Below are 24,408 nucleotides of genomic sequence, written 5' to 3'. Positions count from 1 at the left end.
CTGGAACCGTTGGCGTGTTGCCCGGCGTCCTGGGAAGATCGAACACGACGGAAGGAATCCTGTGTCGCCTGGTGAGCTGTTCCGCACGCTGCGCCGCCGCTGGTACGTGCTGGTCCTGGCGGCAGTGGTCGCGGCCGCCGGGGCGCTCCAGGTGCTCCGGCCCACCACGACCTACGTGAGCACGGCGATCGTCGTCCTCAAACCGCCGGTGACGAGCAACCAGCCGAACCAGCTCGCCAATCTGCAGCCGCCCCTGGCCGCCGTCTCCCTCGCCGCCGTACAGCAGCTGGACTCCTCCGACGGGGCGACCGAACTGCGCGCCGCCGGGGTGGCGGGCTCCTACCGGCTGATCCCGCGCAACAGCGGCACGAGCGTCACCCCCCGCTACCTGATTCCCTCCCTCCAGATCCAGGCGGAGCACACGGACCCGGCCACGGCCGACCGTTCGGTGCGAGCAGTCGTCGAGGTCTACGGAAAGCACCTCTCGGACATGCAGGCCGAGCAGCGGATCCCGGCGGCGGGCCGGATGAGCGTCACCCTGCTCGTACCGCCGTCCGCGGTGGCACAGCTCGGGACCAAGAGCCGCGGACTGGCCGGGACGGCGGTACTGGCCCTGGTCGTCGGGGTGGCCTGCACGGTGTGGACGGACCGGTTCCTGGCGGGCCGCGCCCGGCGCCGGCGCGAACGCGCCGACGCCGGAAACGGCGGGCAGGAGCGGGACGGGAGCCCCGTGCCGGCGGCCGCGGCGGCCCGCTGAGAGCGCGGGCCGCCCGGCCGCCAACGCCCCTGGTACGGGGCGGTGGTGCGGTGTCATCAGATCCCTCGGCGCTTCCAGGACTGCCACCAGAGCCATTCGCGTCCCCGGTCGGCGACGGCGGACAGCACCAGCGGCTGGAGGTAGGGCATCACGCGGGCCCCGATCCGCCGGCGCCGGCGCAGTGCCCCGTACTCGGCGAGCGAGGTGTACTGCGGCAGGCATTCGGCGGCGAAGGCCTCCAGGTCCTCGACCGGGACGACCCCGGTGCGCCCGCGGTCGTAGGCCCGGTAGGCGCGCCGCAGGGCGTACCGGGCGAGCCGGGTGCGGGCCGCCGTGGACAGCCGGCCCGCCTCCGGGAGCAGGCCGCCGCACTTCTCCAGCACCGAGTCGAAGGCGACGAGGCGCTGGCGCAGGTCGTCGAGCTGTCCGCCGAAGTCCGTGGTGGACATGTTGTTGCCGTGGACCCGGTAGAAGGCCTGGTCGGCTCCCCGGACGTAGCCCACGTCGGCGTGGGCCGCGAGCCGCATCCACATTTCGATGTCCCCGGCGTGCGGAAGCTCCGGGTCGTAGCCCCCGACCTTGCGCTGGAGGCTGGTGCGCACGACGACCTCGGGCGAGGTGATGCACCCGGTGCCCTCCCGGAAGCGCCGCTCCAGCCACCACCGGCCCGGATAGACCACCGAGCCGGTGCTCCGGGTACGGGCCTCGGGCAGCGGCCCGCCGTGCTGGAACCGCAGCGGCCTGCCGTAGGCGAAACCGGCCTGCGGGTGGGCGTCGAGCAGGGCCGCGGCGCGCACCAGGGCGCCGGGGACCAGCCGGTCGTCGGCGGAGAGCAGGGCGACGTAGTCCCCGTCCGCCCACTCCAGCAGGCCCTCGTTGTAGGTGGCGATGTGCCCCTGGTTCTTCTCGTGGACCCGGACCTCGATCCGCGGGTCGGCCGCCGCGAGGGCGCGCGCGACGTCCGCGGAGTCGTCGGGGGAGGCGTCGTCGATGATCAGTACCCGTACGTCGACGCCTTCCTGTTCGTCCAGGACGCTCTTGACGCAGTCGGCCAGGAAGTGGCCGTACTTGTAGCAGGGGATCACCACGCTGACGGTGCTCACTGGCCGGACACCTCCGTCGATCCCTCCGCGAGCGGGGCGGGAGGCGTGGTGGTGAAGACCGGGCCGACCCAGTAGTTCACCGATCCGAAGGTGTTGCTCGGGAAGACCGTGGCCGCCCCGTACTTGTAGAGGCCGTTTCCGGTGCCCGCGCCGCCGCCGTCGGCCGGGGCCACCAGCGGGTAGGAGCGGTGCGCGGCGCTGAAGTAGCCGCCGTCCACGGAGTACTTGCCGTTCGGCGCGTGGTACGAGGCCACGTACTCGGTGTTCGCGGTGATGGCCACCGGGGTGGTGAAGTGCAGCTGCTGCCAGCCGGACACGGTCTCGCTGCCGAAGGTTCCGGTGGCCAGGAGCGTGCCGGTGGCGGACCAGAGGCTGCCCGTGTGCGTACCGGTGTTCCCGGGGCCCTTGTAGAAGGTGACGCCGGTGACGTAGCCGCCCACCGAGGACTGGAAACGGGTACCCAGTTCCACGGAGTTGGTGTCGTCGCCGACGTTGGCGGTGGTCGGGGTGGCGTTCGGACCCCACAGGGTGCAGGGGCAGGTCACCGCCGGCGGGGTCGCGCTGGTGGTGAAGGTCCAGGTGACCGGCTCGGCCATGGTGTTGCCCCACAGGTCGGCGGCCTGCACCGAAGCCGTGTAGGTGGTGTTCAGCGCCAGTTCGGAGGACGGGGTGAAGGTGGCGCTGTTGGACACGTCGAGGATCTTGCTGCCCGGGACGTTGGCGCCGCCGGGGCCCTTGAGGGTGAACACCAGGGCGTCCATGTCCACGGCCGAGCTGAAGGTGGCCTTCACCGTCGTGGTGATCGCGGTGCCGGTCGCCGCGGACTGCGGGGTGGTCGAGGTGACGGTCGGGGGCGTCGTGCTCGCGGTGGCGGTGTCCAGGACGGCGTCGACCCAGTAGTTGCTGCCGGACGAGGCGGTGGACGGGAACCCGCCGGTGCCGCTGTAGCGGTAGACGCCGTTGCCGCCGTCGGTGCCGCTCTTCAGCGCGGTGAACGGAGCCAGCCCGGCGCCGGCCGAGGCGAAGGTGGTGTCGAAGGAGTACCCGCCGTTGGGGGCGAAGTAGGAGGCGATGTAGGTGGTGTTGGCCTTGACGGGGATCGGCGAGGAGAAGTTGAGCTGCTGCCAGCCCGATGCCGTCTCGTTGGTGAAGGTGCCGGTGGCCAGGCGCTGGCCGGAGCTGCTCCACAGGCTGCCCGTGTGGGTGCCGGTGTTGGCCGGGGACTTGTAGAAGCGGACGCCCGAGATCGAACCGGGCACCGAGGAGCGGATCTTCACGCCGAGTTCCACGGCGCTGCCGTCTCCGGCGTTGACGGTGCCCGGGACTGCCGCGGCGGGCCAGACGGTGCAGGGGCACTCCTGGGGGCCCACGGTCAGCGGCACGGTGGTGGTGGCGCCGATGTTGACGCTGTCGTCCACCGCACGGACCTTGATCTGCGCGGAACCGGGGGTGGTCGGGGTCCACTTGTAGCTCCAGGACCCGACGCCCGTGGTGGCCTTCCAGGTGGTGCCGCCGTCGGTGGAGACCTCCACGCGGGCCACGACTCCGCCGCCGCTGTCGGAGGCGGTGCCCGTGATGGTCACGGGCCGCAGGGCGGGCACCGTGGCGTTCGCCGCGGGGCCGGTCACGGTGATGACCGGGCCGGTGTGGTCCGCGGAGGCGGTGGCCGCGACAAGGTTGCTCTGCAGGAACCCCGGCTGGACCCCCATGTCGGCGAAGATGTTGACCGTCGCCTGCTGCATCCGCTTGTCCTCGGTGACCACCGCGTCGTCCGGGTTGCCGGTCGGCATGTTGGTCAGGCCCCAGGACCACTGCACGGTGCCGGAGCCGAAGACCAGGGCGCCCGAGGTCTGGTCGCGGAAGGCGACCAGGCTGTGCGTCGCGGTCCCGTTGCCGTACGTGTTCCCGTAGTCCAGGCGGTACTTGCCGTCGTTGATGTCCACCGTGGTGGACGACATCGCGATCTGCCCGGCCGGGCGCGCCGCGTCCTCCACGTCGCTGTCCCACTCGTAGCCGAGCGTGCCGACGGGGAAGGTGGCGGTCTGGGAGGGGGTCAGGTTCGCGACGGTGGTTCCCCGCCACAGGCGCATCTTGGCGTACGCCCCGGGGACGGTGATCGCGTCGCTGCGGTAGCCGTTCACGCTGAACAGCGATCCGGTGACCTGGTTCTGCGGCTGGTAGGGCCGGCCGTTCGTGGCGCTGGCCGGGTCCATGAAGGTGCCCGTCCAGATCCCGCTCGGGTCGGGGATTCCGTTGGGCTGCGGGAAGGAGAGCTTGGTCTCCTTGTAGCAGACCAGGGTCCGGTTGGCCGTGTTGGCCCCGTCGATGCTGGGGGCCAGGCGGGTCTTCCAGAAGACCTCGTTGCCGGCGAAGTAGGTCTGGTTGACGCCCGCGTGACGGGCGTTCAGGGCGTTGGTGAACTGGTCCTGGGTCCAGTACTCGTCGTGCCCCGAGGACATGAACACCTTGTGGTTCTGCAGCTGGGTGGCGCCCCTGGTCGACATGTCGATGCCCGACATGTAGCTGACGTCGTACCCGTTGCGCTCCAGCCAGGCGACCATCTGGTACTCGGATCCGTAGATCCCGTTCTCCCCGCCGATGTCCATCGGCCGGTTGTAACTCACCTCGTAGGCACGGCCGTCGGGCGCTGGACCGGCGCCGTCGTACAGGTCCTGGCCGCCGTAGTTGTTGTACGCCTGCCAGGTCTGGTCGCTGGTCTGCACGACGATGTCGGAGTGGCTGGCGTCGTTGCGGACCACGAACGGGTAGGGCATGACCCCGTTGCCGTCCGCCTGGTCGAAGTTGGCTATGTAGAGGCCGGAGACGGCGTCGGAGGGCACCGTCCAGCTCGAGGTGACCGGCCAGTTGCCGCAGTCGACCAGGCCGGTGGAGGGCTTGGTGGTGCAGCTCTGCGGGTTGCCGTTCTGCGGGAAGTTCGCCGGGTGGGTCTGGGCCGCCTGGGCGGCGGTCGACATCAGCCGGGCCCCGTCACCCCCGTAGTGGCCGAGCCGGTAGACCGAGACCTTGTACGCCGTCGGCGACTGGATCTTGAACTGCAGGGTCTCGCCCGCCTGCACGCTCGTCTGGGCCGGGAAACCCTTGATGTCGCCGTAGGCGCTGGGCGCGAACCAGTCGGACATCGGTGTGCCCGCCTTGGAGTTCTCGCACACGATCGCGTTGGAGCCGGGGCCGCACGGGTCCGCCGCGACCGCCACCGATGGCGGCAGCGCCGCCGCCATCAGTGCTGCCACCACGGTGAAGAGCCCGTACCGCAGCAGCCTTGTCCGTCTGTTCATCCGAACCTCATTTGGGAGTGGCTTGGTGATTCGACGCCGGAGCGTCAGCGCAGCGCTGCTGAGAGCGCGTCCACGACCCGCTGCTGTTGGGCGGCGGTGACCTGCGGGAAGAGCGGGAGGGAGAGCATCCGGTCGGCGGCCAGCTCTGCGTGCGGGAAGGCCCCGCGGCCGTGGCCGAGGTGGGCGAAGGCCGGGGTGAGGTGGACCGGGGCCGGATAGTGGACGCCGGCGCCGATGCCCTCCGCGTTGAGCTTGCCGACGACCGCGTCGCGGTCGGCGCCGCTGACCCGGATGACGTACAGGTGCCAGACGTGGACGTTGCCCGGCGCCGTGACCGGCAGGGTGAGGCGTCCGGTGGCCGCCAAATCTCCCAGCAGCCCGTCGTAGCGGGCGGCGGCGGCCCGACGGGCCTCGTTGCCCTCGGCGAGCCGGGCCAGCTTCGCCCGCAGCACCACGGCCTGAAGACCGTCGAGCCTGCTGTTGAAACCGGCGACGTCGTGCCGGTACTTGGCCACGCCTCCGTGGTTGGCCAGCGCCCGGACCAGGTCGGCGGCCTCCTCGTCGTCGGTCACCACCGCGCCCGCGTCCCCGTAGGCGCCCAGGTTCTTGCCCGGGTAGAAGCTGGTCGCCGCGATCCCGCCGCTGCCGGGGGTGCGGCCCTCGCGGGAGGCACCCTGGCTCTGCGCGGCGTCCTCGACGAGCTTGGCGTACGGGGGCAGGCCCGCGGCCAGGCCGGCCGTGTCGGCGCACTGCCCGTACAGGTGGACCGGGACCACCGCGCGGGTGGCCTGGGTGACCGCGTCGAGCGCGGCCTGCGGGTCCAGCAGCAGGGTGTCGGGGAGGCAGTCGGCGAGCACCGGCCGGGCGCCGATCCGGGCGACGGCCCCGGCGGTGGCGATGAACGTGTTCGCGGGCAGCACGACCTCGTCGCCGACGCCCACCCCGCTCGCCCGCAGGGCCAGTTCCAGGGCGTCGGTGCCGTTGGCCACGCCGACGCAGTGCCCGACCCCGGCGAAGGCCGCGTACTCGCGCTCGAAGGCCCGGACCTCCTCGCCGCCGATGAAGGCGGTGTCGGCCAGGACGCGGTCGAATCCCGCACGTAATTCGTCCGCGACCTCGGCGTGCGCGGCCTTCAGGTCGACGAGCGGTATCTGGTTCATGCGGCTGTGCTCCCCATCCGTGTCTCCGGCCTCCGGCCGGGCTCCAACTCATCGGCCCGCAGCTCGTCGAGCGCCGGGCCCCCCGCCTCGCGCAGCCGGCGGGCGGGGCTTCCGGCCCACACCTCGCCGGCCGGCACGTCGGCCAGGACGGTGCTTCCCATCCCGGTCAGCGACCAGGCGCCGACCTCCGTGTACTCCCGGACCAGCGCGCCGGCGCCCACGTAGGCCCCGCGCCCCAGCCGTACCCCGCCGCCGAGGCGGACGCCGGAGGCCAGGGTCGCGAAGTCCCCGACCTCGTCGTCGTGGGTGAGGACCACGTGGGGCATGACCGCCACGTGGGACCCCACCCGTACCGCCGCCGTCAGAACGCAGTGCGCGAGCAGCACCGTGCCCGCGCCGAGGACCGAGGAACCGGAGAGCGCCGCCGTGGGGTGGACCACGGTGGCGTACCGGCTCTCGGGCAGGGCCAGGCGCCGCACCAGGCGGGCCCGCACCCCGTAGTCGCGGGGGCTCCCGACGCAGACCACCACGCGGGCGTCCGGGCGTTCGTGCACCAGGGCGCTGCCGCCCAGCACGGGAACGCCGTCGACGTCCCGGCCGTGCAGGGCCGGATCGTCGTCGAGGTGTCCGGCCAGCCGCCAGCGCGCGACCCGGCCCGCCGCCAGGTCCGCGGCGGCCGCGTCCCGTACGGCCTGGGCGGTCTCCCGGGCAAAGCCGCCGGCGCCGACGATCAGCAGGCTTGTCGTCGGCGCGGTCGCGGTGGCGGGAGGGTGCGGCCCGCTCATCCGCCGTCGGCCCGTTCGCGCAGCACCGCCACCACCCGGTCCTGCTGCTCCTCGGTCATCGTGTGGAACAGCGGCAGGATCAGCGAGTCGCGGGTGATCCGCTCGGTCACCGGCAGCGACGCCGCACCGTGACCGGCGTACGCCGGCTCCAGGTGGGAGGCCATGATCCCGCGCCGGGCCGAGATCCCGGCCTCGGCCAGCACCGCGAGCAGCTCGTCGCGGCCGACGGGGAAGTCCTCGGCCAGGAGCACCCAGTACGACTGGAAGTTGCCCTCGCCGTGACCGGGGTCCCGGACCGGGGTCAGGCCCCGGACCCCGGCGAGGAGCTGCGCGTAGCGGGCGGCGAGGAACCGCCTGCGGGCCACGATCTCGTCCAGTTTGCCCAGTTGCACCAGGCCGACGGCCGCCTGGATGTCGGTCATCCGGTAGTTGTAGCCGACCTCCAGATAGCTCTCGGCGATCGGCTTGCTGCTCGCGTGCCGCTGCGCCGCGGACACGTTCATGCCGTGCTCGCGCAAACGGCGCAGCCGCTCCGCCCACGCGGCGTCGTCCGTGGTCACCATGCCGCCCTCGCCGGTGGTGATCACCTTGCGGGGGTGGAAGGACCAGGCGGCCAGCAGCGCCCCCTGGCCGACCGATTTGCCTCCGACGGTGGCTCCGATGCCGCAGGCGGCGTCCTCCACCAGGGCGAGGCCCCAGTCGGCGCATGCGGCGCGCAGGGCGTGCACGTCGGCCGGGACCCCGCCCTGGTGGACGGCGATCACCGCCTTGGTGCGCGGGGTGCGGACGGCGTCCACGGTTGCCGGGGTCAGGTTCCCGGTGGCCTCCTCGACGTCCGCGAAGACCGGGTGCGCGCCCACGTAGCGCACCGCGTTGGCCGTGGCGATGAAGGACAGCGAGGGGACGACGACCTCGTCGCCCGGACCGAGGTCCAGTGCGATGAGCGAGAGGTGCAGGGCGGTGGTGCACGAGCTCACCGCGATGCCGTGCTCCGCGCCCACCCGCTCGGCGAAGGCCCGTTCGAACTCCGCGACCCTGGGGCCCTGGGCGACCCAGCCGGACAGGACCGCGTCGGCGGCGGCCCGCGCCTCGTCCTCTCCGAGCCACGGGATCATGACGGGGATCCGGGCGGGAGCAGCGGCGGAGGCGTTCTGGGCGCTCATCGGCCGGCCTCCGCGGCGGCCGCATCACCGGCAGCCGCGTCCGCGCGCTCGGCCCGCCACCAGTCGACCAGGTCCCGCAGCCCGGTGCGCAGGTCGATCTTCGCCGTGAAGCCGAGGCGGTCGGCGGCCTGCGAGGTGTCCGCGAGGCGGCGGGTCACCCCGTTCACGGCGCGGGCCGGTCCGTGCTCCGGCGTCAGACCCTCGGCGCCCATGGCCTCCAGGAGGCCGTTCGCCAGGTCGAGGAGACTGGTCTCGGAGCCGCTCGCGATGTTGAACACCTCGTCGGTCAGGTCCGATTCGGCGGCCAGCAGGTTGGCCCTGGCGATGTCCCGGACGTCGACGAAGTCCATGGTCTGGGTGCCGTCGCCGAGGATCAGCGGCGGTTCGCCCGCGGCGATCCGCTCCATCCAGCGGATCAGCACCTCGGTGTACAGCCCGTGGATGTCCATCCGGGGGCCGTACACGTTGAAGTAGCGCAGCGCGACGTAGTCCAGTCCGTACATGGAGTGGAAACTGCGCAGCACGCCCTCGTTGAAGGCCTTCGCGGCGCCGTAGAAGGTGTCGTTGTTGTACGCGTGGTGGCGCTCGGTGGTCGGGAAGGACTCCGCCATCCCGTAGACCGAGGCCGAGGACGAGGCGATGACCTTGCCCACGCCGGCGGCAGCGGCGGCCTCCAGCACGTTGAACGTCCCGTCGACCATCACCTCGTTGGCCAGCCGCGGCTCCTCGGCGCACTGGGTGATCCGGATCGCCGCCAGGTGGAAGACCAGATCGGCCCCCTCGGTCGCCTTGCGCACCGCGGCTATGTCCCGTATGTCGCCCTCGACCAGGTCCACCACGCCGCTCGGCAGGGCGCGGGCCAGGTTGGCACGGCGCCCCCGGACGAAGTTGTCGAGCACGACGATCTCCCGTGCCCCGTTGTCCACCAGCAGGTCCACCAGGTGCGAGCCGATCGTGCCCGCTCCGCCGGTGACCAGAATCCTCTTGCCTCGTACGCTGCTCAACGCCCTGCCCCTACTGAGTCGGTCATGGTGTGCCCTGCTGTGCCCGGCGCGCCGCACGCGGCCGCATACCGGGAGGGGTCTGGAGAGGTCAACGTCCGGTGCGCAGTCCGACGACGGCGCCCTTGAACTCCAGGCTGCGGGAGGCAGCTTCGAGGATGTCGAGGACCTGGAGTCCGGCCCGGCCGTCGGTGAGCGCCGGCCGCCGCGTCCTGATCGCCGCGGCGAACTCCTCGACCATGCTGCGCAGGGCCTCCTTCTCACCGAGCGCGGGTGCCACCATGTCGCCGGTCCGGTAGGAGACGAGCATGTCGCGGCGCTCGTCCGCGCCGATCTCCTGCGGGGCCGTGAGGTCGACCCCCCGGTCGAACACCGCGACCCGCTGCGTGGGGTTGAGGTCGTCCCACACCAGGGTGCGCTTGGAGCCGCCGACCATCGTGGTGCGGACCTTCACCGGGGACAGCCAGTTGACGTGCACGTGCGCGATGGCGCCGGTGTTGAGCTGGAGCGTCAGGTAGGCGACGCAGGACTGGCCGGCCCCGATCGGGTCGGCCCCGTGTGCGGCGACGGCGACCGGGTGCACGTTGTCCGGGAGGATGAAGTCGAGGACCGAGAGGTCGTGGGGCGCCAGGTCCCACAGGACGTCGATGTCCTTCTGGACCAGCCCGAGGTTGATCCTGACCGAGTCCACGAACTGGATGTCGCCGAGTTCGCCGGAGCGGACCATGTCCCGGATGCGGGCCACCGCCGGGGTGTAGCAGTAGGTGTGGTCGCACATCAGCGTGAGGCCGCGTTCCTCGGCCTCGTTCACCAGCCGCAGTCCGTCCTCGTAGGTGGCGGCGAGCGGCTTCTCCACCAGGACGTGCTTGCCGGCGCGCAGGGCGGCCAGAGCCACGTCGAGGTGGGTGCCGGCCGGGGTGGCCACGGCGACGGCCTCGACGGCGGGGTCGTCCAGGACCGCCGCGTAGTCGGCCGTCGCCTGGACCGTCGAGTACCCGCCGAGCACCTGCCGTGCCCGGTCCACGTTCAGATCACAGAGCCAGCGGAGCCGGAAATCCGGACTCGACTGGAAGTTGCGGACGAGATTGGGGCCCCAGTAGCCCGCTCCGACGACGGCGACCCCTAACGGCTCGGTCCGTCCCGCACCCGCACCTGCGCCCTCGGCGTCCCGCCCGGCGTCCTTCGCGGTGTCCTTCACAGCGTTCCCTTTCCTTCCGCGCACGCCCGCGGGCGTGTCGACGACCCATGGCCGGAACGCGTGCGAAGGAAGGGGGTGCCGTCGAAGGCATGCCGGGCGCCTGCGCGACCCGTGCGTGACCCGCCGACGGTGATGGCCCCCACGACCGATGCCGTACGTGTTGCACGTACTTCCGCCCCCCGGCCGTCCGGCACCCCTCGCGCCGGCCGGCCACGGACAGGCGGCCTGTTCCCCCAAGCCGCCGAACCCGTAACCTGCCCCAACTACCCTGCGCCGACTGGATCGCAGCGTGGACCACGGCGGTGCCGAAGCACGCCCAATCCGGTCGGCTGCGTTCAATCTAGACCACCGGGCGTACCCCCGGGGAGAGTTGGAGGAAACGGTCGGTACGGGCGTTCGGGCATGCATACTTCCGGGGTGACCAGCATCGTGATCCCGGCCCACAACGAGGGCCGGGTCATCGGCCGGCTCCTCGACGCGCTCCTCGCCGAGGCCCCGGCCGCGGGACCCGACATCGTCGTGGTGTGCAACGGCTGCACGGACGACACCGCCGCGGTGGCCGCCGCCCGGGGCCCCCGCGTACGCGTGGTCGAGATCCCGACTCCCTCCAAACACCGGGCACTTCGGGTGGGCGACGAGCACGCGCGCGGCTTCCCCCGCATCTACGTGGATGCGGACGTGGTGGTCGGCGCGGCCGACGTACGGGCCCTCGCCGACGCCCTCGCCACCAGCCCGGCCCTGCTCGCCGCGGCCCCCGGCCGGGACATTCCGCTTACCGGCTGCGCCTGGCCGGTCCGGGCCTACTACCGCGTCTGGCAGCTGCTCCCGGCCGTCCGCGAGGGGCTGTTCGGACGCGGGGTCATCGCGGTGACCGAGCCGGGGCACGCCCGGCTCGCCGCCCTGCCGCCGCTGATGGCCGACGACCTGGCCGCGTCCCTGGCCTTCGCACCGGGAGAGCGGCGGGTGGTGGAGTCGGCCAGGGTCGTGGTCCTACCGCCGCGCACCTGGGGCGACCTGATCAAACGCCGGGTGCGGGCGGCGACTTCCTCCGCCGAGCTGGAGCGGTTCCAGGCCGCGCGGGCTTCCGGGCCGGCGGCGCCCGCGCCCTCCGCGCGCACCGGTACGGGAGACCTGCGGGCGCTGCTCCGGACCCAGCCTCGACTGCTGCCCGGGGTGGTGGTGTTCGTCGTGGCGGCCCTCGCGGCCCGCCGGGGATCCCGCAGGGCCATCCGAACCGGGGACTTCTCCACCTGGCTGCGCGACGAGAGCAGCCGGCAGGGCTGAGCGGCAGGATCCCGCCGTAGCCCGCCCAGTTGGCCCGTACAACCATTAGGGTGCCATTCGCACGCACGACTGGCTCACCGCTCAGATGGTTCACCGCTCAGACGCCGGACCGGGAGTTCGACAGCATGTACCTCGCGGACCGCTCCGCGCCCGAGGAGGCGAAGACCGCCGCCGACGGATCCCCCGTCCGCGGACCAGCGGTCGCCTCGGCCGTCCTCGCACTGGGCTCCGTCAGCCTGATCACCGACGTCTCCTCGGAGATGGTCACCGCCGTCCTGCCGCTCTACCTCGTCGCTGGACTGGGCCTGAGCCCGCTCGGCTTCGGCGCGCTCGACGGCCTGTACAACGGGGTCAGCGCGCTGGTGCAGCTGACCGGTGGCCACCTCGCCGACCGGATCCGCAACCACAAGCTGATCGCCGGCATCGGCTACGGACTGTCCGCACTGTGCAAGCCGCTGCTGCTGCTCGCCCACAGCCTCGGCCCGGTGGCGCTGATCCTCGCCCTGGAACGCACCGGCAAGGGCCTGCGCACCGCCCCGCGCGACGCGCTCATCTCCCTCTCCACGCCCCCCGAGTTGCAGGGTCGGGCCTTCGGCGTGCACCGCGCGATGGACACCACCGGGGCCCTGCTCGGGCCCCTCGCCGCCTTCTTCATCCTGAGCGTGACGGTCGACGGGTACGACGCCGTCTTCGGGGTCAGCGCCTGCGTGGCCGCACTCGGCGTCGTGGTGCTCCTGCTGTTCGTCCCGTCCGGCGCGGAGCCGGGACCCGCCCGCCCCGAGCCCGCCGCTCCCCCGGTACCGGCCCCGCGGCAACCGGCTTCCCAGGCGTCCGCCTCCCCGAAGCCGGACGCGGTGAACCTGCGCGACGCGCTGGGCCTGCTGCGGCTGCCCCGGCTGCGCGCCCTGGCGGGCTGCGCCGCCCTGCTCGGGCTCACCACCGTCAGCGACGCCTTCCTCTACCTGCTGCTCCAGGACCGCACCGGCATCGGCGAGCGGTGGTTCCCGCTGCTCCCCCTGGGCACCGCTGCCGTGTTCCTACTGCTGGCCGTGCCGGCCGGCGCGCTCGCGGACCGCATCGGCCGGCGCACCGTGTTCCTCACCGGGCACGCCCTCCTGCTGGCCGGCTACGGGCTGCTCCTGTGGGCCCCCGGCCTGCCCGCGCTCCCCTACCTGGTCCTCGCCCTGCACGGCATGTTCTACGCCGCCACCGACGGGGTGCTGCCCGCCGCCGTCGCCGCGACCGTGCCGGCGAAGCTGCGGGCCACCGGCATCGCGCTCGTCGGCACCGGCCAGGCCCTGTCGCGCTTCGGCTGCTCGCTGGCCTTCGGCGCCGCGTGGACCGTCCTGGGCTCCGGCCCGGCGCTCGCCGCCGCCGCGGCCGGCCTGTGCTGCTGCGCGGCCGTCGCCGGCTTCGTACTCCGCCCCACGGCCCCGGACGGCGCCACCGCCGGGGCCCCACACCCCCGACGCCCCCGAGGAAATCGATGACGCGCTCACGCCGGCTGCTCGTACTCGCCCTGGCCGTACTGCTCCTCGGCGGCGTGGCCGGGGTGCTGGTGGTGCGCGCCGCCGCCCGGTCCGAGCAGACCCGCGCGGGCGACCCGACGGCCGCCCCGGGCAAGGTCACGCTCGACCGGCGCGGCGGCCTGGCCTTCCTCAACGGCGCGCAGGGCCCGCACCGCGGAGCCCTCGTCTCGGTACCGGACCGCTCCCGGCAGGACGAGCGGACCGCGTCGGGCCTCACCTGCCTGCGGTTCCACGCCGCGGCCGGCACCGGCGTGTGCCTGAGTTCCTCTCCGGGCACCCTCGCCCAGGACAACCGGGCGCTGATCGTCGACTCCGAGCTGCGCACGCTGCGCGCGTTCCCGCTCGCGGGCACCCCGTCCCGGGCCCGGGTCTCCCCGAGCGGCCGCTTCGCCGCCTGGACCGTCTTCGTCGCCGGGGAGTCCTACGGCTCCGCGTTCTTCTCCACCCGCACCTCGATCGTGGACACCCGTACCGGGGCGCTCGACGCGGACCTGGAGAAGTTCGCCATCGAGCTGGACGGCCGCCCCTACAGCGCGAGCGACGCCAACTTCTGGGGAGTCACCTTCTCCAAGGACGACGACACGTTCTACGCCACCCTGGGCACGAACAGCCAGACGTACCTGGTGAAGGGGTCGATCGCGCGGCGCAGCGTGACCACCCTCGCCTCGAACGTCGAGTGCCCCTCCCTGTCCCCCGACGAGACCCGGGTCGCGTACAAGAAGCGGGTGCAGCGCGGGGCCTTGCTGTGGCGCGAACACGTGCTGGACCTACGGACGTTGCGGGAGCAGCCGATGGCGGAGAAGCGCAGCGTGGACGATCAGGCGCTCTGGCTCGACGACCGGACCCTCGCCTACGCCCTGCCCGCCGAGGGCTCTCCGGACACCACAGACCTCTGGACGGTCCCGGCGGACGGCACCGGAGCCCCCCGCGTACTGGCCCCGGCGGCCTCGTCGCCCACCCGGCTGGGTTGACCGGCCGGGCTGACGGGAACCGTACCCGGGGGGCCCGCAGAATCGTTGGGGCGGGCATGGGCACTCCACACGCCGTCTCCCCGTCCCCGGCCCGGCACCGGGCACCCGAGCGCGCCCCCGCCGCGATGGCACGGGGCATCCCCCGGCAGCAGTCGGGCAGCGCCGCCCCCTCGGGCGGGGCGGTCGTCTTCGAGCAGCTCGCCCGCGAGTGGGAGGCGCGCGGGGCCACCGTTCCCGGCCGTCCCGACCCGCTGTGGGAGCGGCTGATCACCTACGCGCACTTCCAGCGCGAGACGGAGGCCACGCTGCGCAGCCTGCGCCTGGACGGAGCCGAACCCCCTCCGGCCCCCACCTCGGCGGGCCCGCGCTGGACCCGGGTGTGAGCCGGGCATGAGCCGGGGGCGTACGGAAAAGCCCGGGGCCCCGGTCGGTGGTGGCCGACCGGGACCCCGGGCTCCGTACGCGCTGTTCCTGCGGCTCCCGCTACACGCCCGAGGGGGCGCCGAGCATGGCGGACGCCTTCTGGAGCGGGGTCAGGCCCTCGGCGGGCGCCGGGACCGTTTCGAGCGGGCGACAGGTGAAGCCCAGTGCGGTCAGGGCCCTGACCACCTCGGCGGCGGTGAAGTCGCGGCGGTCCTGGCGGGTGATGACGGCTCCCACCTGCTTCACGGGGTAGGACCGGCGCCCTATGACCACGGAGTCACCGGTGATCGGTTCGGGCTTGACGCCCTTCATCGATTCCAGGACTCCGGCCTTGGTCAGGTCGAACGGAAAGCGGGCGATGACGAAGCGCATGCTGCCTCACAGGTAGAAGAGAACCGTCCGTGCCCGGTCCGGCAGGATCCGGGCGGGGCTACCTAAGCCGCCGTGGTGGCCGCGGACTGGCGCTGCGGCCCCCGGGCGCTGGCGGAGGTCCTGCTGCGCCGGTCCTGTGCGGGCCGGCTGCGACGACCCCGGGAGGCGCCGCCGGCGGCGCCCCTGGGCCGCTCGGTGACGGGGGCGGTGATGACGACCGGGACGCCGGACGGCGCCTGGGCGCCGGTGATCCGGCTCAGCTCGGCCTCGCCGGAGCGGACCTGCGCGGTCTGCGGGGTGATGCCCGCGGCCTGCATGAGGCGGACCATGTCGCGGCGCTGGTTGGGCAGGACCAGGGTGACGACGCTGCCGGACTCGCCGGCGCGGGCGGTACGGCCGCCGCGGTGCAGGTAGTCCTTGGGGTCGGTCGGCGGGTCCACGTTGACGACGAGGTCGAGGTTGTCGACGTGGATGCCGCGGGCCGCGACGTTCGTGGCCACGAGCACGCTGACGTGTCCGGACTTGAACTGCGTGAGGGTACGGGTGCGCTGGGGCTGCGACTTTCCGCCGTGCAGCGCCGCGGCGCGCACGCCGTTGCTCAGCAGGTGCTCGGTCAGCCTGTCCACGCCGTGCTTGGTGTCCAGGAACATGATCACGCGGCCCTCGCGGGCGGCGATCTCGGTCGTGGCGGCCTGCTTGTCGAAGTTCTGCACGTGCAGGACGTGGTGTTCCATCGTGGTCACCGCGCCCTGCGAGGGATCGACGGAGTGCACGACCGGGTCGGTCAGGTAGCGGCGCACCAGCAGGTCGACGTTGCGGTCCAGGGTGGCGGAGAACAGCATCCGCTGGCCCTCGGGACGCACCTGGTCGAGGAGCGCGGTGACCTGGGGCATGAAGCCCATGTCGGCCATCTGGTCGGCCTCGTCGAGGACGGTGATCGCGACCTGGTTCAGCCGGCAGTCACCCCGCTGGATGAGGTCCTTCAGCCGGCCCGGGGTGGCGACGACCACTTCGGCTCCGGCGCGCAGCGCGCCGGCCTGCCGGTGGATCGGCATGCCGCCGACGACGGTGGCGATCCTCAGCTTCACGGCGCGGGCGTAGGGCGTGAGGGCCGCGGTGACCTGCTGGGCGAGCTCACGCGTGGGGACCAGGACCAGTGCGAGCGGCTGGCCCGACTCGGCCTGCTGTCCGGCGGTACGGGCCAGCAGCGCGAGGCCGAAGGCCAGGGTCTTGCCGGAGCCGGTACGGCCGCGTCCCAGGACGTCCCGGCCGGCGAGGCCGTTGGGCAGCGTGGCCGCCTGGATCGGGAACGGAGTGGTCATGCCCTCACGGGTGAGCGTGGTGAGCAGCTGGGCCGGCATGGCCAGGTCGGCGAACGCCTCGACGGCGGGCAGCGCGGGGACCACGGTGACCGGCAGGGCGAACTCGCCCTGCGGTGCGGCGGGACGGCGCCCGTAGCCGCCGCCACCCGAGCGCTTGGGGCCGCCGCCACCGCCGGAGCGGCTGGGGGCCGAGGAGCCGAAGCGGCTGCCGGAACGGCTGGAGGAGCCGGAGGAGCCGCCGTACGAGCCACCGTAGGAGCTGTTGGAGCCGTAGGAGCTGTTGGATCCCCCCGAACGGGAGGACGAAGAGCGGTCATTCATGCGGGTCGTGCGGTTCATGCAGAACCTTCCTCGATACGGCGCACATCGAGGAGTTCTCGGCGGCGGAAATCTGGCCGCACGAGGATTCACAAGAATGAGCCGGAGCATAAAAAATATGACGGAGTTGAATCGAACTTCGATCGACCCGTCAGATAAGGATTATCACCCTATGTGTCGGCGAAATATGCGCCGCATGCGGGGTGGGGAGCCGAGGAATGCATCCATCGGCCGAACGGTGGGGCGCTGGGACAGGTTTCCCCGTCGCGCCGCTCACGCGGGCCCAGACGGCCCGCAGATCCAAAAACGCAACGAGCTGGGGCCCGCACCCAAGGTGCGGGCCCCAGCTACGCGGTTAACGCGTGAACGTCAGGCGGTGACGATGTTCTCGGCGGTCGGGCCCTTCTGGCCCTGCGCGATGTCAAAGCTGACCTTCTGGCCTTCCTGAAGCTCACGGAAGCCCTGCGAGGCGATGTTCGAGTAGTGGGCGAACACGTCAGGACCGCCACCCTCCTGCTCGATGAAGCCGAAGCCCTTTTCCGCGTTGAACCACTTCACGGTGCCATTAGCCATGTTTTTAACTCCTTCGGGGCACAGCCCGGAGATCCGCACTGTGCGAATCTCAAGTCGCCGATGATTGCCCAGCCCGGAAAACGCCGGAAAAACAAGAACACTCGCCCTTCTCCTACGAAGAGGAGTGGGCAGAGGTGCTCGAAATTTTGGGAACCTCAACTGCAACTCAAACCACAGTAGCACGCCGAGACCGGATCCGCGTGAAAATTAAATCCATCCGTTTCGGTGGTCCGAAATTCTCGCCCGACCCGTGTTCATTATCTGTGTTGGCGAACCCCGATTTTCGCCGGTGGTCGGAAGCGGGCCCGGGATCCCGTACAGTGATGTTCACAACGACGCGGGGTGGAGCAGCTCGGTAGCTCGCTGGGCTCATAACCCAGAGGTCGCAGGTTCAAATCCTGTCCCCGCTACGAAAGGTCCGGCCCCCTTGACGCCCAGGCGTCAAGGGGGCCGGACCCATTTCCCGCCCGTGTCAGGGCGGATACGACCGCCCCGGTGGCGACGAACCCGGCTACTTGATGCGGGTGCCCAGGAAGCCGGCCGCGGCGAAGGCGACCGCCGTGGCGGCGAGTGAGACCGTGTCGGAGCCCAGGGAGAGCACGGCGGCGAAGACCACCGTCGGGCCGAGCTCCATCGCGGTGTTCATGACCCCGCCGGCGAGTCCCGCCTGATGGGGGCTCCACCCCGTCGGTGGCGAGCACCGCGGCCCCCGCGAAGGCGGCCGCCGTGCCGGCGGGCAGCAGGAGCAGGCCGGGGAGCAGTCCGCAGGCGTACGGGATCTCCGCGGCCAGGCCGGTGAGCGCGAGGAGTGCGAGTCCGGCCGCGGCGACCACGAGCCCGGCGGTGGTGACGCGGGGCGCCCCGTACCGGGCCACGAGGGGACCCGCCACCCGGCCGGCAACGAGCAGCGCCACTGCGAAGGGGAGGAACGCGGCCGAGGTCCGCAGCGCCGACCAGCCGAGTTTCCTGCTGGAGGTGGAGCGAGAGGAGGACGAAGGTCACGGCCGTTCCGGCGGCGGTCAGGCCGATGGCCGAGAGGGCGAGGACCCGGCGCCGGTCACGGAGGAATGCGAGCGGGAGCAGGGGGTCGCGGACCCGGCGTTCCACCAGCGGGAAGGCCAGCAGGAGGGCTGCCGCGGTGAGCAGGGTGACCAGGACATCCGTCGATCCCCAGGACTGGACGTCCGTGAGGACGAAGCCGTAGCTGGCGAGGCTGATTCCGGCGGTGGCCAGCAGGGCGCCCGGCAGGTCCAGGGAGCGGCCCTCGCCCGCCGGGGTGGCGGGCAGCAGCCACGGCGAAGAGGAGCAGTCCGGCGGTCAGCACCCGGCGCCCGCCGAACCGGTCGGTGAGGCGGCCCCCGAAGAGCAGGAGGCCGGCGAAGCTCAGCCCGTAGCCGGCGCTCAGGAGCATCCAGGGCGGCCCGCCCGGCGCCCGGCCCGGCCTTCGCCCGACTCGGCACCGTGCAGATGACGCTGATCTTGCGGCTCGTTCAGATGGCCAGGGTCTCCCCCGCCGGGTGGGCGCTCAGCTCGACCACCTCGACACAGCGCCGGAGCTTGGCCTGGGCGCGGGGCGAGTCGGCCACGGGGACCACGATCTCGCACACCGCGAGGCCGCCGCCCTCGGCGGCGGCCCTGAAGGACAGCGCCCTGACGGACAGGTGGTTGAGGACCGCGGAGATGCGGATGAGGGCGTGACCGCCGTCCCGGACGGTGATGGTCAGCGTGTGGCAGGCGGTGTCGCCGGTGCGCACGGCGTCGTCGACGGCGGGGAGAACATCGCTGCGGGTCATGAGGGGTGGGCTCCTGTCCTGGGGCGGAGTGCGTGGTCCCGGCTGCGTGGTCCCGGAAAGCAAGAAGACCCCTCGCGGATGCGAGAGGTCTGCGTGCGGGCGGTGGGCTGCTGGGGTGGTCTCAGTTCAGCTCCGGGCCGGCACGCCGGCGCTAATCTTCTGCTGGCGCATGCGGAGGAGTCTGGCACGCCGCCGCCGACATGTGACACCGCATCTCACGATGCGGGCGGCCCCGCGCGGTGGGCCCCTGGGGAGCCCCCCGGCCCGGCACCCGTCCAATGGCGCACCCCGGTCGCGACCCGCCGTGGCGGGTGGTGGCCTGGGTGGGTGACCGTACGGCCGACCGGGGCCCGTGCGGCCGGGGCAAGGAGACACATCGTGGCCAAGGCCTATCTGGTGGGTGCCGGCATCGCTTCCCTGTCGGCGGCGGCGCTGCTGATCAGGGAGGGCGGGTTCGCGGGCGCGGACATCACGATCCTGGAGGCTCAGGGCCGCACCGGCGGAAGCCTGGACGCCGCGGGAGACCCCGAGAACGGCTACACCATGCGCGGCGGCCGGATGTTCGAGCTGCACTTCGAGTGCACCTACGACCTGCTGCGCTCCATCCCCTCGCTCGACGCTCCGGGCACCTCGGTCACCGAGGACACCTTCGCCTTCCACGAGGACTTCGCCTGGAACGACAAGGCCCGCCTGGTCGACTCCTCCGGCCTGCGGGTCGACACCCGCTCCATGGGGTTCTCCGAGCGCGACCGCCTGGACCTGGTCGCGTGCGTGGCCTCGCCCGAGTCCCGGCTCGACGGCAAGCGGATCTCCGACTGCTTCACCCCCGGGTTCTTCACGACCAACTTCTGGTACATGTGGTGCACGACCTTCGCCTTCGAGCCCTGGCACTCGGCGATCGAGTTCCGGCGCTACCTCAACCGGTTCGTGCACCTCTTCAAGACCTTCGACACCATGTCGGGCATCTACCGCACCCGCTTCAACCAGTACGACTCGATCGTGCGCCCGCTCCAGAGCTGGCTGCGGAGCAACGGCGTCGTGTTCACGATGAACACCACCGTGACCGACGTGGAGCTGGCCGACGGCGAGGGCACCACCGTCATCGCCCTCGCCTGTACGCGGGAGGGCTCGGCCGTGCGTATCCCCGTCGCCGACGGGGACCTGGTGTTCGTCACCAACGGATCGATGACCGCGAACTCGACCCTGGGATCCACCGACACCCCCGCCGTGCTGGACACCTCCGCGCCGGACGCCTCGTGGCGCCTGTGGCAGACCCTGGCGGCGAAGCGCCCCCACCTGGGCGACCCTTCGGTGTTCGACTCCTCCGTCGAGGACTCCACCTGGGGCTCCTTCACCGTCACCACGCAGGACCCGACCTTCTTCAAGGCCATGGAGGAGTTCTCCGGCAGCGAGGCCGGCAAGGGCGGTCTGATCACCTTCAAGGACTCCGGCTGGCTGCTGACCATCGTCCTGAACCACCAGCCGCACTTCCACGAGCAGCCCGAGGGCACCTACGTCTGGTGGGGGTACGCCCTGTTCCCGGGCAAGGCGGGCGACCACGTGGGCAAGACGATGGCCGAGTGCACGGGCCGCGAGATGCTCACCGAGGTGCTCGGGCACCTGCGCCTCGAACAGAGCGAGCAGATCCTGGAGTCCTCGGTCGTCGTTCCGGCGCTGATGCCCTACATCACCAGCCAGTTCCTGGTGCGCAAGGCCGGCGACCGGCCCGAGGTCGTCCCGGAGGGCTCCACCAACCTGGCCTTCATCGGCCAGTACGCCGAGGTCCCGGACGACGTGGTGTTCACCGTCGAGTACTCGGTGCGCACCGCGTGGACCGCGGTGGCCGGGCTGCTGCACCTGGACCGGCAGCCGCCGCCGGTCTACAAGGGCGGCCACGATCCCAAGGTGCTCCTCGAAGCCCTGCACACGATGCACCGCCGCTGAGCCTCGGTCACGCCCGTCACGCCCGTCGCCCCGTCGCGCTCGTCGCCCCGGCCAAGTGGCCCTGGCCTGCGGGCGGCGACACGGCGGGCGCGACCGGGTACCGTACGCCCCTCGACGACAGAGAGGTGCGGCCATCGTGACCCGAATCCCGGACGTGGGCGATGTGGTGGGCGATTTCTCGCTCCCCGGCGGCCTGCTCAGCGAGACCGCGTTCGTCCGCGGGCAGTACGCGCTCGGCGAGCAACGCGGCAACCCGGTCGTTCTCGCCTTCTACCCCGGCGACAACACCCCCGTCTGCACGACGCAGCTGTGCTCCTACTCCGACGGGCTGGAGGCGCTCTCCGCGTGCGGCGCCCAGGTGTGGGGCATCAGCCCGCAGGGCGTCGACAGCCACGAGGACTTCGCCCGGGCCCGCGGCCTGCGGATTCCGTTGCTCGCCGACACCGACCGCACGGTGGCCCGCGCCTTCGGCATCGCCGCTCCCGTGATCGGTCTGCGGCGGGCCGTGTTCGTCATCGCGCCGGACGGCACCCTGCACTGGAAGCACGTCGGGACCCTCGGCATGAGGTTCCCCTCCGCGGACACCATCGCGGAGCAGCTCGCCGGCGTGGCCGCCGGCTGACACGCCGGGTCCCCGGCCGTCCGGTGGAGAGGTGCTGGGCGGCCTCGGCCCAGGGGTTGGCCGAGGCCGCAGAGGCATTGCGGGATCCGAAAGCCGGACGGGACACCTGGCGTGACGTGAGGAGGTGAAACGTCACGCCGGTATCTGGTTCTAGGACGGTGTGGGGACACCTTCCTTGGCATCTCGACGGATGACCGCGCCGGGCATCAGTAAACATATATACCGCCGAGTAGGCAAGGGTATGAAAATATTCATGTGCAAGAGTGGTGTGAATATGACACCTCACCCCAGTTCGCCCTAGAGGAAGAAGCCGTGCTGGTCCGCGGCCTGCTCATAGCTTTCGAGCCGCGCCTGCGTCCGCTCGGGGTCCGCGTCCGCCATCGCCTGGAGCAGCGCCGCGGACAGGACGCCCGGCGCCGCGTACGAGTCGAAGACCAGCCGCGAACCGGTACCGGCCGTCAGCGCCACATCCGCTTCGTCCACCAGCGGCCCCAGCGTGCGGTCCGTGATCAGCGCGATCCGCAGCCCCGCACCGCGGGCCACCCGCAGCGCCGCCAGGGTCTCCTTGGCGTGCCGGGGCATCGCGAAGGCCAGGACCCAGCTCCCGCCCGCCGCCCGGGCCTGCAGCAGCGCGTCGGAGGCGACGCTGCCGCCGCCGGTCACCAGGCGCACGTCGGGGTGGATCCGGCGGGCCGCGTACGCGAAGTACTCCGCCAGCGAGACGGAGATCCGCAGCCCGAGGACCGTCAGCGGCACCGACCGGGCCAGCTCCCGCCCGATGTCGAGCACCTGGTCGGTGTCGGCGAGCAGCTGCCGGACAGTGCGCAGGTTCTCGATCTCGGCGTCGACGGCCGCCTGCAGTTCGTTGCGCCGGGTCTGTTCGGGGCTGTCCGGGGCGCCGGCCACCGCGCTGAGCGCGATCGGCTGGAGCACCTCGCGCAGGGCCGGATAGCCGCTGAAGCCGAGGGCCGAGGCGAAGCGGGTCACGGAGGGCTGGCTCACGCCGGCCCGTTCCGCGAGTTCGGTGATCGAGAGGAACGCCGCCTCGGTGAGGTGGTCGACGAGGTACTGGGCGATCCGGCGCTGGCCCGGTGAGAGCGGGTGCCCGTCGAACAGCGCCCGGACCCGGTCGGCCGGGGCCCGCTCGTGGTCGACCGCCTGCCCGCTCGGCGTGATCGCTGCCGCCTGTGCGCGCGCCTGCTGCCCCGATGACACCGGCGGACCTCCCTTTCGTGCCACTCCGTGATCCCAACATAGCTCACGGCATCCGGCTGACCAGCGCACTTCCCCCCTGTGGCCGGCCGTGGGGGACGACCTGGGCGCCGCGGGTGCGCACGGGTTCCGCCGCCTCGCCCCCAGGTGACGAAACGTCAGCAGGTCTGCACCGACTGTCCCGTTGCGATCCGGTGCGGGGCCCGGCCGTCGAGGAGGAGCACCACGAGGGCCCGTAGGGGCTGGCTCAGCGGAACGAACGCGCCACCGCCGGCGGCGGGTACGGCCCGTACGCCGTGGAGGGCGAGGCGGCTGCCGGTCTCGGCGTACTGGGCCGGGGTGAGCCGGTAGCCGCAGGGCGGGTCGGCGAGGATCTCGTCCGCGCCCGCGGGGGCGTTGTCCGCACCGCCCAGCGGGACCGGGCCCACCGCGCTCGCCGCCGCCCGGCGGGCCCCCTCCGAGGCCGCCGCCAGGGGGCCCGTACGCGTGGAGACGTAGGCGAACAGGCCGCGCAGCGCTGCCAGTTGGGAGTCGACGCGGCGGCGGTGGTTGAGGGACGGGTCGGCCCGCTCCGCATCCCCGGCCGCGCCCGCGAGTGCTTCGATGCGGCTTTCGATCAGCAGCGCGACCGCGTGCTTGACGCCCGCCGTGTTGCGCAGGATCCGCTCCTGGCCGTCGCCCGCGGACTGCCCGACCGGGGTGCCGGTCACGGGGTCGGTGCGGATGCCGTAGGTCCCGGTGGAGTGTCCGGCCGCGTGGGCCGCACCGCGTACGTACGCGGCGGACAGGACGCGGGACTGCGCGTACACCGCGGGGCCGGTGTTGAGGTTGCGCGGCCAGAGGTCGAAGAGGTCCTTGTCGTAGGTCCCCTGCGTCGCCCGGTACTCGTGCAGGTCGTACACGAGGTGCGGCCGGCGGTCGCGCAGCACCGCGGCCATCGCCCGCGCCTCGGGCGAGGTCAGGGCCATGTGGTCGCGGTTGATGTCGGTGCCCCCGGCGTTGGAGCGGGTGCCGGCCGCCCGCCCGTCCGGGTTGGCGGTCGGGACCACGAGCAGGGTGACCGCCTCCAGGAGGCGCCGGGCCGCCGCGTCCCGGGCGTGGGCGAGGTCCCGCACGGTGCTCAGGCAGGCCTCGCGCCCCGCCGGCTCGTCTCCGTGCTGGCCGCACACCAGCAGCACGGTGACGGGGCCCCGGCCCAGGCTCACCAGCCGCAGCGGGCGGCCGCGCAGGGTCGTACCGATGGTCCGGACGGTGGCGCGCTCGCCGCGGCGCCCCACTGCGCGCAGGAGGTCCCGCTCCTGGGACTCGCTGGTCCAGTGCGCTCCGTACGCGGCCTCGAAGCCGGTGCGGGGCGCCCCTTCGGCCGCACGCACCGGGCCGGGGGTCAGGGCTGCCACCGCGAGCACGGCCGTCAGGGTCGCGGCGAGCACGGACAGGCCGCGCGCCGTCATCTTCTCGATCACGCCCTGGTTGTAGCGGGACGCGGACCGCGGCGGCGGGGATTCGCTCCTGAACTCACCCGGGTGGCCGGGTGAGTTCCTCCGGTACGGGACTGCGCGCCTCCGCCGAACGGCACTCCCCG

21 protein-coding genes and 1 tRNA gene are annotated in these 24,408 nt (G+C 72.4%); 8 read left to right on the top strand and 14 right to left on the bottom strand.

Annotated elements, in window-relative coordinates; all coding sequences use genetic code 11:
• Window positions 1-61 precede the first annotated feature (61 nt).
• Entirely contained in the window at window positions 62-757 is a 696-nt protein-coding gene (locus AC3IYI_RS37390; RefSeq protein WP_489407866.1) for a hypothetical protein, read from the top strand.
• Window positions 758-813: 56 nt separating this feature from the next.
• Here the strand turns inward: AC3IYI_RS37390 and AC3IYI_RS37385 are convergent, their stop codons facing one another.
• The 7 genes from AC3IYI_RS37385 to AC3IYI_RS37355 all read right to left on the bottom strand — a co-directional run bounded on the left by AC3IYI_RS37385 (window position 814) and on the right by AC3IYI_RS37355 (window position 10,463).
• Window positions 814-1,860 carry a glycosyltransferase gene (locus tag AC3IYI_RS37385; RefSeq protein WP_489407865.1) on the bottom strand — a complete coding sequence of 349 codons (1,047 nt, stop codon included), beginning with the start codon at window positions 1,858-1,860 and terminating at the stop codon, window positions 814-816.
• Entirely contained in the window at window positions 1,857-5,156 is a 3,300-nt protein-coding gene (locus tag AC3IYI_RS37380) for a DUF4082 domain-containing protein (protein ID WP_489407864.1), read from the bottom strand. The genes AC3IYI_RS37385 and AC3IYI_RS37380 overlap by 4 nt, the downstream gene beginning before the upstream one ends.
• A gap of 44 nt (window positions 5,157-5,200) precedes the next feature.
• Entirely contained in the window at window positions 5,201-6,316 is a 1,116-nt protein-coding gene (locus tag AC3IYI_RS37375) for a DegT/DnrJ/EryC1/StrS family aminotransferase (protein WP_489407863.1), read from the bottom strand.
• Window positions 6,313-7,101 (bottom strand): NeuD/PglB/VioB family sugar acetyltransferase, encoded by a 789-nt coding sequence (locus AC3IYI_RS37370; RefSeq protein ID WP_489407862.1) that lies wholly within the window; start codon window positions 7,099-7,101, stop codon window positions 6,313-6,315. Before AC3IYI_RS37370 ends, AC3IYI_RS37375 begins: the two co-directional genes overlap by 4 nt.
• Entirely contained in the window at window positions 7,098-8,264 is a 1,167-nt protein-coding gene (locus AC3IYI_RS37365) for a DegT/DnrJ/EryC1/StrS family aminotransferase (protein WP_489407861.1), read from the bottom strand. Before AC3IYI_RS37365 ends, AC3IYI_RS37370 begins: the two co-directional genes overlap by 4 nt.
• Window positions 8,261-9,268, bottom strand: a complete 1,008-nt coding sequence (locus tag AC3IYI_RS37360) for an NAD-dependent epimerase/dehydratase family protein (protein ID WP_489407860.1) — start codon at window positions 9,266-9,268, stop codon at window positions 8,261-8,263. Before AC3IYI_RS37360 ends, AC3IYI_RS37365 begins: the two co-directional genes overlap by 4 nt.
• Window positions 9,269-9,356: 88 nt before the next feature.
• On the bottom strand, window positions 9,357-10,463 hold the full coding sequence (locus AC3IYI_RS37355; protein ID WP_489407859.1) for a Gfo/Idh/MocA family protein: 1,107 nt from the start codon (window positions 10,461-10,463) through the stop codon (window positions 9,357-9,359).
• Window positions 10,464-10,880: 417 nt separating this feature from the next.
• Here AC3IYI_RS37355 and AC3IYI_RS37350 point away from each other — a divergent pair, with 417 nt between their 5' ends.
• From AC3IYI_RS37350 to AC3IYI_RS37335, 4 genes are all read left to right on the top strand, one after another.
• Window positions 10,881-11,747, top strand: coding sequence for a glycosyltransferase family 2 protein (locus tag AC3IYI_RS37350; RefSeq protein ID WP_489407858.1), 867 nt, complete (start codon window positions 10,881-10,883; stop codon window positions 11,745-11,747).
• Window positions 11,748-11,872: 125 nt separating this feature from the next.
• Window positions 11,873-13,237: an MFS transporter gene (locus AC3IYI_RS37345; RefSeq protein ID WP_489407857.1), complete on the top strand. Its 1,365-nt coding sequence runs from the start codon at window positions 11,873-11,875 to the stop codon at window positions 13,235-13,237.
• Window positions 13,234-14,247: a TolB-like translocation protein gene (locus tag AC3IYI_RS37340; RefSeq protein ID WP_489407856.1), complete on the top strand. Its 1,014-nt coding sequence runs from the start codon at window positions 13,234-13,236 to the stop codon at window positions 14,245-14,247. The genes AC3IYI_RS37345 and AC3IYI_RS37340 overlap by 4 nt, the downstream gene beginning before the upstream one ends.
• 56 nt (window positions 14,248-14,303) lie before the next feature.
• A complete protein-coding gene (locus tag AC3IYI_RS37335) occupies window positions 14,304-14,630 on the top strand; it encodes a hypothetical protein (RefSeq protein WP_489407855.1) in 327 nt (108 codons plus the stop codon).
• Window positions 14,631-14,730: 100 nt separating this feature from the next.
• On the opposite strand, the gene AC3IYI_RS37330 is transcribed toward AC3IYI_RS37335, so the two are convergent.
• From AC3IYI_RS37330 to AC3IYI_RS37320, 3 genes are all read right to left on the bottom strand, one after another.
• Complete coding sequence (locus AC3IYI_RS37330; RefSeq protein ID WP_489407854.1) at window positions 14,731-15,042, bottom strand: SCO5918 family protein; 312 nt, start codon at window positions 15,040-15,042, stop codon at window positions 14,731-14,733.
• A 62-nt stretch (window positions 15,043-15,104) separates the two neighbouring features.
• Window positions 15,105-16,703, bottom strand: coding sequence for a DEAD/DEAH box helicase (locus AC3IYI_RS37325; RefSeq protein WP_489407853.1), 1,599 nt, complete (start codon window positions 16,701-16,703; stop codon window positions 15,105-15,107).
• A 348-nt stretch (window positions 16,704-17,051) separates the two neighbouring features.
• Entirely contained in the window at window positions 17,052-17,255 is a 204-nt protein-coding gene (locus tag AC3IYI_RS37320; RefSeq protein WP_053678014.1) for a cold-shock protein, read from the bottom strand.
• 336 nt (window positions 17,256-17,591) lie between these two features.
• Between AC3IYI_RS37320 and AC3IYI_RS37315 the strand changes: the two genes are divergently transcribed.
• A tRNA-Met gene (locus AC3IYI_RS37315) sits at window positions 17,592-17,665 on the top strand.
• A 101-nt stretch (window positions 17,666-17,766) separates the two neighbouring features.
• Here the strand turns inward: AC3IYI_RS37315 and AC3IYI_RS37310 are convergent.
• A complete protein-coding gene (locus AC3IYI_RS37310; protein ID WP_489407852.1) occupies window positions 17,767-17,901 on the bottom strand; it encodes a hypothetical protein in 135 nt (44 codons plus the stop codon).
• Between the two features lie 844 nt (window positions 17,902-18,745).
• Complete coding sequence (locus tag AC3IYI_RS37305) at window positions 18,746-19,048, bottom strand: hypothetical protein (RefSeq protein ID WP_489407851.1); 303 nt, start codon at window positions 19,046-19,048, stop codon at window positions 18,746-18,748.
• Between the two features lie 378 nt (window positions 19,049-19,426).
• Here AC3IYI_RS37305 and AC3IYI_RS37300 point away from each other — a divergent pair, with 378 nt between their 5' ends.
• On the top strand, window positions 19,427-20,992 hold the full coding sequence (locus AC3IYI_RS37300; protein ID WP_489407850.1) for an oleate hydratase: 1,566 nt from the start codon (window positions 19,427-19,429) through the stop codon (window positions 20,990-20,992).
• Window positions 20,993-21,128: 136 nt separating this feature from the next.
• Window positions 21,129-21,614 carry a peroxiredoxin gene (locus AC3IYI_RS37295; protein ID WP_489407849.1) on the top strand — a complete coding sequence of 162 codons (486 nt, stop codon included), beginning with the start codon at window positions 21,129-21,131 and terminating at the stop codon, window positions 21,612-21,614.
• 297 nt (window positions 21,615-21,911) lie between these two features.
• Here the strand turns inward: AC3IYI_RS37295 and AC3IYI_RS37290 are convergent, their stop codons facing one another.
• The gene (locus tag AC3IYI_RS37290) at window positions 21,912-22,829 is read right to left on the bottom strand and encodes a MurR/RpiR family transcriptional regulator (RefSeq protein WP_489407848.1); all 918 of its coding nucleotides are present in this window, start codon (window positions 22,827-22,829) and stop codon (window positions 21,912-21,914) included.
• A gap of 155 nt (window positions 22,830-22,984) precedes the next feature.
• Window positions 22,985-24,277: a M14 family zinc carboxypeptidase gene (locus AC3IYI_RS37285; protein WP_489411814.1), complete on the bottom strand. Its 1,293-nt coding sequence runs from the start codon at window positions 24,275-24,277 to the stop codon at window positions 22,985-22,987.
• Between the last annotated feature and the right edge of the window lie 131 nt (window positions 24,278-24,408).

The organism is Streptomyces sp. GL_148 (assembly GCF_057834205.1).
Note: the sequence above shows the minus strand (reverse complement) of the source record. Positions and strands in the feature narration are given on the sequence as shown.

Excerpts from the sequence above, each read along its gene's own strand:
- AC3IYI_RS37380 (WP_489407864.1), bottom strand. The coding sequence starts at position 5,156 with ATGAACAGACGGACAAGGCTGCTGCGGTACGGGCTCTTCACCGTGGTG.
- AC3IYI_RS37375 (WP_489407863.1), bottom strand. The coding sequence starts at position 6,316 with ATGAACCAGATACCGCTCGTCGACCTGAAGGCCGCGCACGCCGAGGTC.
- AC3IYI_RS37370 (WP_489407862.1), bottom strand. The coding sequence starts at position 7,101 with ATGAGCGGGCCGCACCCTCCCGCCACCGCGACCGCGCCGACGACAAGC.
- AC3IYI_RS37365 (WP_489407861.1), bottom strand. The coding sequence starts at position 8,264 with ATGAGCGCCCAGAACGCCTCCGCCGCTGCTCCCGCCCGGATCCCCGTC.
- AC3IYI_RS37345 (WP_489407857.1), top strand. The coding sequence starts at position 11,873 with ATGTACCTCGCGGACCGCTCCGCGCCCGAGGAGGCGAAGACCGCCGCC.
- AC3IYI_RS37340 (WP_489407856.1), top strand. The coding sequence starts at position 13,234 with ATGACGCGCTCACGCCGGCTGCTCGTACTCGCCCTGGCCGTACTGCTC.
- AC3IYI_RS37335 (WP_489407855.1), top strand. The coding sequence starts at position 14,304 with ATGGGCACTCCACACGCCGTCTCCCCGTCCCCGGCCCGGCACCGGGCA.
- AC3IYI_RS37330 (WP_489407854.1), bottom strand. The coding sequence starts at position 15,042 with ATGCGCTTCGTCATCGCCCGCTTTCCGTTCGACCTGACCAAGGCCGGA.
- AC3IYI_RS37325 (WP_489407853.1), bottom strand. The coding sequence starts at position 16,703 with ATGAACCGCACGACCCGCATGAATGACCGCTCTTCGTCCTCCCGTTCG.
- AC3IYI_RS37320 (WP_053678014.1), bottom strand. The coding sequence starts at position 17,255 with ATGGCTAATGGCACCGTGAAGTGGTTCAACGCGGAAAAGGGCTTCGGC.
- AC3IYI_RS37310 (WP_489407852.1), bottom strand. The coding sequence starts at position 17,901 with ATGAACACCGCGATGGAGCTCGGCCCGACGGTGGTCTTCGCCGCCGTG.
- AC3IYI_RS37305 (WP_489407851.1), bottom strand. The coding sequence starts at position 19,048 with ATGACCCGCAGCGATGTTCTCCCCGCCGTCGACGACGCCGTGCGCACC.
- AC3IYI_RS37285 (WP_489411814.1), bottom strand. The coding sequence starts at position 24,277 with ATGACGGCGCGCGGCCTGTCCGTGCTCGCCGCGACCCTGACGGCCGTG.